This window comes from Streptococcus pseudopneumoniae, assembly GCF_038148955.1.
In the GTDB taxonomy this organism is placed as follows: domain Bacteria; phylum Bacillota; class Bacilli; order Lactobacillales; family Streptococcaceae; genus Streptococcus; species Streptococcus pseudopneumoniae_T.
In genome coordinates, this window is sequence record NZ_JBBJZY010000037.1 from 1 (window position 1) to 6409 (window position 6409).

The window sequence follows — 6409 nt, forward strand, 5'->3', positions numbered from 1 at the left end:
AAAACTCTAGTTTTCAGTCACAAGCGACTGAAAACTAGAGTTCTTTCTATTTTTTCAAAGCATCATACAAGTTGCGGATCGGTTGCTTTAATGTCGGATGAATAAAATGAGGCGCAATTTCCTGTAAGGGCTCAAGGACAAAAAGACGTTCCGCTATGTAAGGATGAGGCAAGATGAGGTCGTCTGTATAAAGAATCTGATCCTCCACAAAGAGCAAGTCCAAATCAATCAAACGAGGCCCCCAATGTACTTCTCTCACCCGTCCCATCTCTGACTCAATGGCTAACAAGGTTTCTAACAAGACTGGTGCTGGTAGCCAGGTTTCCACCTCAACCACTTGATTAGCAAAGCTATCCTGCTCCACTCCACCCCAAGGCTCCGTCGCTAAGACACTGGATTCTTTGAGAATATGGATGCCACGAGCTCGCAGTTTGTCAATGGCTTGCTCCAAGTTTGCTTGCTTGTCCCCCATATTGCTACCTAGAGCGATAAAGGCCCGTTGCTTGCGACGATGGATGGTTACAGAGCAAGTATCCAACGGCAAATGCACTGGCGCCCAAGGTTTTTTCAGTTCCAGCTTGATTTCTTGGACAAGAGGATAGGTCTCAAAAGTACGTTCTACCAATTTGTAAGCTACCGTTTCAATCAAATCCTCAGTGGTTTCCTGAAACCATGTCGTCCACTGCTGACACAGTTCTCCGTAATGGACAGAGGCTGTTAAATCCAAATCTGTCGCCGCCTTGGTCATATCATAGGATAGGATGGCTGATACGACAAACTTCTGCCCCAATTCCTTCTCACTAGGAAACAGACCATGATAGGCAAAAATTTCCAAATCTTTAATCTGCAGTTGATCCATAATGATTCCTTTCTAGAAAAATCCGCCCAAAGCGGATTCTTTTTATACTCAATGAAAATCAAAGTGCAAACTAGGAAGCTAGCCGCAGGCTGCTCAAAACACTGTTTTGAGGTTGCAGATGGAAGCTGACGTGGTTTGAATTTGATTTTCGAAGAGTATTATAGTCCCATTAAACGATAAGCCTGATCTCGGAGGTCCTTATCTGTTTCAAATAGACCACGAGCTACTGTCGTCAAGGTTGCAGTGCCTGGTTTTCTGACACCACGCATGCTCATACACATATGTTCTGCCTCAATGACAACAAAGGCTCCTTTAGCACCCAAATACTCCATTAAGGCATCAGCCACTTCGATATTCAAACGTTCTTGAATTTGTGGTTTTTTAGAATAAACTTCAACCGTTCGGGCTAGCTTAGACAAACCTGCCACACGACCATCTGGAATGTAGGCAATGTGCGCTCTACCATAAAAGGGCAAGAAGTGGTGCTCACACATGGTGTGGAAAAAGATATCCTTTTCTACTACCATGTTGTCATCAATAATCTCAAAGGATTTTGATAAATGCTCCTCCGCTGTTTGACCAAGACCTGAAAAAATCTCTTGGTACATACGGGCTACACGAGCAGGTGTTTCCTGCAAGCCCTCGCGGTTAGCGTCCTCTCCTACAGCCTCGATAATCATTTTTACAGCTGCTTCAATCTTTTGTGTATCCATTCTCGTTCTTCCTCTCCATCAGATAGGCTCTCACTTGGCTCAAGAAATACAAGGAACCCGTGACAATCCTAACTGTTTGTTTCTCTTCTTTTTTATCTGTCAATTTCTGCTCTAAAAAACCCTGCCAACCTTGGTAGCTGAGATTTCTAGACTTAGCTGCCTCTTTCAGCACTCTTTCATCAGTTGCCCGACTATCGTCAAAATGTGTCAGGGTAAGCTCGGTATCTGGTATGCCCCCCAGCAAGTCCAACATATCCTCCAAGGCCTTGGTTTTGATGCAAGTAAAGAGGATTTCCTTATGATAATCCGCAAAGCGTTCTTGCAAGGTGGCTAATAAAGCCTTGATAGCGTGAGGATTGTGGGCTCCATCCAAAATCATCAAGGGGTCTCGAGACACAACCTCCAAACGCCCCGGCCAACTTGTTTCTTCCAGGGCTTGAGCAAGCAAGTCATTGCTTGCTAGCTCTCGACCAACTTCTTGACAAAAAGCATCAAGTAAAGCTAGGGCCATCCCAGCATTCTCTATCTGGTGCAAACCAAGCAAACCAGTCTGAAAACGACCTCGTCTGGCAAAACTGGTATAATCAAAGGTTTCACCCGTTACCACACTCTCTTGGTGATTAACTTGGTAATCTAGCTCATATCTGAATCTCGGCGCATCTTTCCCTTCCGCAATACTGTCAATCACACCCAAAGCTTCTGGAGCAATGTGACCTGTTACCAAGGGAATTCCTTGTTTGATAATACCAGCCTTCTGCTCTGCTATGGCTTCCAAGGTGTCGCCAAGTAGGGCTACATGGTCCAATCCTATAGTCGTAATTCCTGTCAAAATGGGCTGGCAGACATTGGTACTATCCAAGAGTCCGCCCATGCCCACTTCCATGATGGCCACATCTACTTGCTCTGAGGCAAAGTAATCATAGGCTATGGCTGTGATTATCTCAAACTCAGTTGTCCCCTGCAAATTGGCGATCGCTTCTCCCTCCAGCAAAGACTGATAATCTGCCATGAGGGCTTCTAGTCTCGCTTCTGGAATGGATGCCCCATTGATGCTCATCTGATCTGTATAATGAATGAGATAGGGCGAGCTAAACACGCCAACTCTCAGCCCTAGCTTTTCCAACATATTTTTCAAAAAAGCAATGGTCGAGCCCTTGCCATTGGTCCCTCCGATATGGATGACCTTGAGCTTGAGATGGGGATTACCACGCAGAGCTAATAGTTCAACCATGCGTTCCAAGCCAAAATGCGGTTGGTCCGTCCGGTAGTTGGCAATCCACTGATTGTTTTCAATTTCTTTCATCTTATTTATATTGTTTTAAATCTAAATTTTCCGCATCATCAGCTAGACGAATAGCGGAGGCAATTTCAACTGCCATCTTGTGACTGGCTACGTCATGTACGCGCACCACTTCCACACCCTGTCTAGCAGCGATACTAGTTACATGAGCAGAAGCCGTGTCCCGATTGCGAAAACCAAGTTCTGTCTCAGGATTGACTTCAAAACCACTTTCTTCAAGGATATTGATGACAAATCGCTTACGCGAAACTCCAAGAAAGATTTGATACCCCTTCTGATGTAGTTTATCCAGATCCCGTAAAAGAAGCAAATTTTCTTTCTTGGTCAGACCAAAGCCAATTCCTAGATCCAGCAGGATATTTTCTGGTGCAATACCCGCTTCGTCCGCTCTCGCTAAGGCTCTGTCAAAGAAAGCCTCCATTAACTCTTCGATTGGCAATGTTTCAAAGTCAGCTAACTCTTCCACTGTAAAAGCTTGTCCAAAACCAAAATGAGGAAATATGAGCGAGCTAGGATGCTGAGGTCGCGCCATGACTGGATTAAACATAATGACTACTTTCGCACCAGCCTTAGCAACCACATGGGCCATTTTCTCATCACCCATAAGACCAGTGATATCATTGACTAGATTGGCACCAGCAGCCAAAGCAGCCTCTGCCACCTGACTTTTCCAAGTATCAATAGAGATGAGGACATCACTTTCCTTGCGAATAGCTTTTATTACTGGAACAACACGCCGGATTTCCTCTTCTATCTCAACATAGCTACAGCTACTGCCCGGCCGAGTCGATTCTCCACCGATATCTAGCATGCTGGCTCCTTCTGCTATCAATTTACGAGCCTGCTGGAGCGCCTGCTCAAGCGCAAAAAATTGACCACCATCCGAAAAGGAGTCTGGGGTTACATTGATAATTCCGCAAATAGCTGTCTTTGCATGATTGGCTTTACTTGACATATCGGTCACTCCCTCAAGGCTTTTCACCATATTATTTCTCTATTTTACCATAAAAAGAAAAAGATGGACACGATTGCATTCATCTTTTTCCCATTAGAAACAAGTAAGCAATTGTCAAAAATCTTAAACAGAAATCCCTAATGTCCGACTCATGATCACCACAAGAGCTAGCAAACAGAAAACAACCCCATTCACAATCATGTGAAGTAAGATAGACATTTCCAAACGTTGGGTCTTGTAAGCCGTCCAAGACAGAACGATCGACATAACTCCATAAATCAATAAAGAAGGTAAATTACTTGGTTGATGCAATAAAGCAAACACAATCGTACCGACTACAAATCCCAAGTTCTCCTTGCCTCGGAAAATCTTTTTAGGAACAATCCCACGACACAAGATTTCCTCACAAATCGGAGCAAGCAAGGCTAGCAAGAAGAAGCTAGAAATCAGAGAACTATTCTGAACCATATCGTTAATCTGAGACTGGTTAGCTGTTGTCGTCTCATTTGACAGTTGTAACAAGATAGAACCAAGTATATTTGAACAGATAATGACTAAATAACTCAAGCCCAAACGTGCCAAATCCTTAGCTCTAAAAAAAGAAAAATTAAAACTTGCTAACTGCGTTTTACGAGCTCCAAAAATAAATAGTGCCAACACTACAATCGAAAGACCAGCAACTATCAGTCCTGACTGTAACAGTGGTACTGCATTTAAAGTTAAAATAGCAGTAACTGCTAAAGGAATCTGATATAGAATTGTCGCTAGCAAAAAGACTAAAATCCAGCCTGCACGATTCAACAATTCTTTCCACATACTTTTCTCTTCCATCATTCATCTCCTAGACTTTGTATTAAAAAAAGGGGGAAATCCCCCCTGGGTCATTCTATTATAAGGCCATGCTGATATAGTTAAGGATAAACAAGGCATCCAAAATCCAAATCATGACATGAACATCTTTAGCTTGGCCTTTGACAATCTTAGTCAAAGTGTAAGTCAAGAAACCAACTGCAATCCCTTGAGTGATAGAGTAGCTGAATCCCATAAAAATAGATGTGAAGAAAGCAGGAACTGCTTCAGCCATGTCGTCCCAATGGATATTTTTCAAGCTAGCCAACATCATAATCCCAACGATAATCAAGATTGGAGCTGTAGCGGCTGTTGGTACAATCGCTAGAAGTGGGCTAAAGAAGCTTGAGATCACAAAACAGATTGCCACGACCAAGGCTGTCAAACCAGTACGTCCACCTGCACCAATACCAGCAGCAGACTCAACATAAGTCGTTACGTTCGAAGTACCTGCGATGGCACCAATTGAAGTACCAATCAAGTCAGAGTAAAGAGCCTTGTCTAACTTAGCTGATTGATGATTTTCACCATTTGTCGCTACGATACCAACTTTTTCACCTGTACCGATCAAGGTACCAATTGTATCAAAAATATCTGTCAATGAGAAGGCAAGAATGGCCATCAGAGTTTCAGGCAAGCGAGCTGTATCTGAAACCAAAGCTCCCAAACCTTCTGAACCAAGAGCTGCACCAAAGATTGTCTTCAAATCTTCAAAAGCTGCACCAACATGGTTATTAGCAAAATCAATACTAGACAAATCTACCAAACCAACTGCAATAGCAAGAACAGTTGTTGTCAAGATAGAGAGGATAATTCCCCCTTTAATCCCTTTGATAACAAAGAAGATTGTGATAGCAAGTCCTGCAAGAGCCACCAAAACAGCTGGATTATTAAAGCTGACCAAGCCTGGAACTGCTGAAGCATTTGCCGCAATGGTTGCTTGCGCTTTGTCAGCCCCTTCTCCTACAACAGTATAGTTGCCTGGATCAATCGTGAATTTCAAAAGTCCAGCATTCTTAATTCCCACGTAAGCAAGGAAGACACCGATACCAGCTGAAATAGCTGAGCGAAGAGCATTTGGAATCGATTCAATGATCATTTTACGAACATTTGTCAAGGTGATAATCAATGAGATAATTCCACAGATGAAGACCATAGCTAGGGCTTCTTGCCATGAATAACCAAGCCCGAATACAACTGTAAAGGTAAAGAAGGCATTGAGTCCCATACCTGGCGCTTGAGCATATGGCAAGTTGGCGTAGAAGGCCATCATCAGGGTACCAGCAACTGCACCGATAATCGTTGCAAGGAAGACACCCTGAGCAGGCATTCCTGTTTGCGAAAGAATTTGTGGGTTTACAAAGAGAATATAGCTCATTGCAAAGAAAGTTGTTAAACCAGCAAGAACCTCTGTACGAACGTCTGTACCGTTCTCTTTTAGTTTAAATAATTTGTCCATTATCAATCTCCTTTTAATTTTTACGAACAATAATAGAATTATATCATTTATCATTCACTTTTTCAATATCTTTGTTTGATTTATTTAAGAATTTGATGAAATTTCTTTTTTTGTTTCGAATCTGCTTTTCTGCCTGCTTTCTGTTATAATAGTAGACATCTTATACTCAATGAAAATCAAAGAGCAAACTAGGAAGCTAGCCGTAGGTTGCTCAAAGCACTGCTTTGAGGTTGTAGATGAAACTGACGAAGTCAGCTCAAAACACTGTTTTGAG

Annotated in this window: 6 protein-coding genes; all 6 read right to left on the reverse strand. The window is 42.7% G+C overall.

Translation table 11 applies throughout. The annotated features are described in order from the left end of the window. Positions 1 to 46: 46 nt before the first annotated feature. Positions 47 to 859, reverse strand: a complete 813-nt coding sequence (gene folK, locus WKI23_RS09165) for a 2-amino-4-hydroxy-6-hydroxymethyldihydropteridine diphosphokinase (RefSeq protein WP_368079707.1) — start codon at positions 857 to 859, stop codon at positions 47 to 49. 158 nt (positions 860 to 1017) lie between these two features. Next, positions 1018 to 1572, reverse strand: a complete 555-nt coding sequence (gene folE / locus WKI23_RS09170) for a GTP cyclohydrolase I FolE (RefSeq protein ID WP_000380917.1) — start codon at positions 1570 to 1572, stop codon at positions 1018 to 1020. Then, a complete protein-coding gene (locus tag WKI23_RS09175) occupies positions 1553 to 2875 on the reverse strand; it encodes a folylpolyglutamate synthase/dihydrofolate synthase family protein (RefSeq protein WP_368079708.1) in 1323 nt (440 codons plus the stop codon). Before WKI23_RS09175 ends, folE begins: the two co-directional genes overlap by 20 nt. 1 nt (position 2876) lies before the next feature. After that, positions 2877 to 3857 carry a dihydropteroate synthase gene (gene folP / locus WKI23_RS09180; RefSeq protein WP_368079709.1) on the reverse strand — a complete coding sequence of 327 codons (981 nt, stop codon included), beginning with the start codon at positions 3855 to 3857 and terminating at the stop codon, positions 2877 to 2879. Positions 3858 to 3950: 93 nt separating this feature from the next. Beyond that, positions 3951 to 4658 carry a CPBP family intramembrane glutamic endopeptidase gene (locus WKI23_RS09185; RefSeq protein WP_054367764.1) on the reverse strand — a complete coding sequence of 236 codons (708 nt, stop codon included), beginning with the start codon at positions 4656 to 4658 and terminating at the stop codon, positions 3951 to 3953. Positions 4659 to 4716: 58 nt separating this feature from the next. Beyond that, complete coding sequence (locus tag WKI23_RS09190) at positions 4717 to 6135, reverse strand: NCS2 family permease (RefSeq protein WP_054367763.1); 1419 nt, start codon at positions 6133 to 6135, stop codon at positions 4717 to 4719. Positions 6136 to 6409: the final 274 nt, after the last annotated feature.

What these genes read in the sequence shown, in the direction of transcription:
- folK (WP_368079707.1), bottom strand. Translation starts at nt 859, where the DNA reads ATGGATCAACTGCAGATTAAAGATTTGGAAATTTTTGCCTATCATGGT.
- folE (WP_000380917.1), bottom strand. Translation starts at nt 1,572, where the DNA reads ATGGATACACAAAAGATTGAAGCAGCTGTAAAAATGATTATCGAGGCT.
- WKI23_RS09175 (WP_368079708.1), bottom strand. Translation starts at nt 2,875, where the DNA reads ATGAAAGAAATTGAAAACAATCAGTGGATTGCCAACTACCGGACGGAC.
- folP (WP_368079709.1), bottom strand. Translation starts at nt 3,857, where the DNA reads ATGGTGAAAAGCCTTGAGGGAGTGACCGATATGTCAAGTAAAGCCAAT.
- WKI23_RS09185 (WP_054367764.1), bottom strand. Translation starts at nt 4,658, where the DNA reads ATGGAAGAGAAAAGTATGTGGAAAGAATTGTTGAATCGTGCAGGCTGG.
- WKI23_RS09190 (WP_054367763.1), bottom strand. Translation starts at nt 6,135, where the DNA reads ATGGACAAATTATTTAAACTAAAAGAGAACGGTACAGACGTTCGTACA.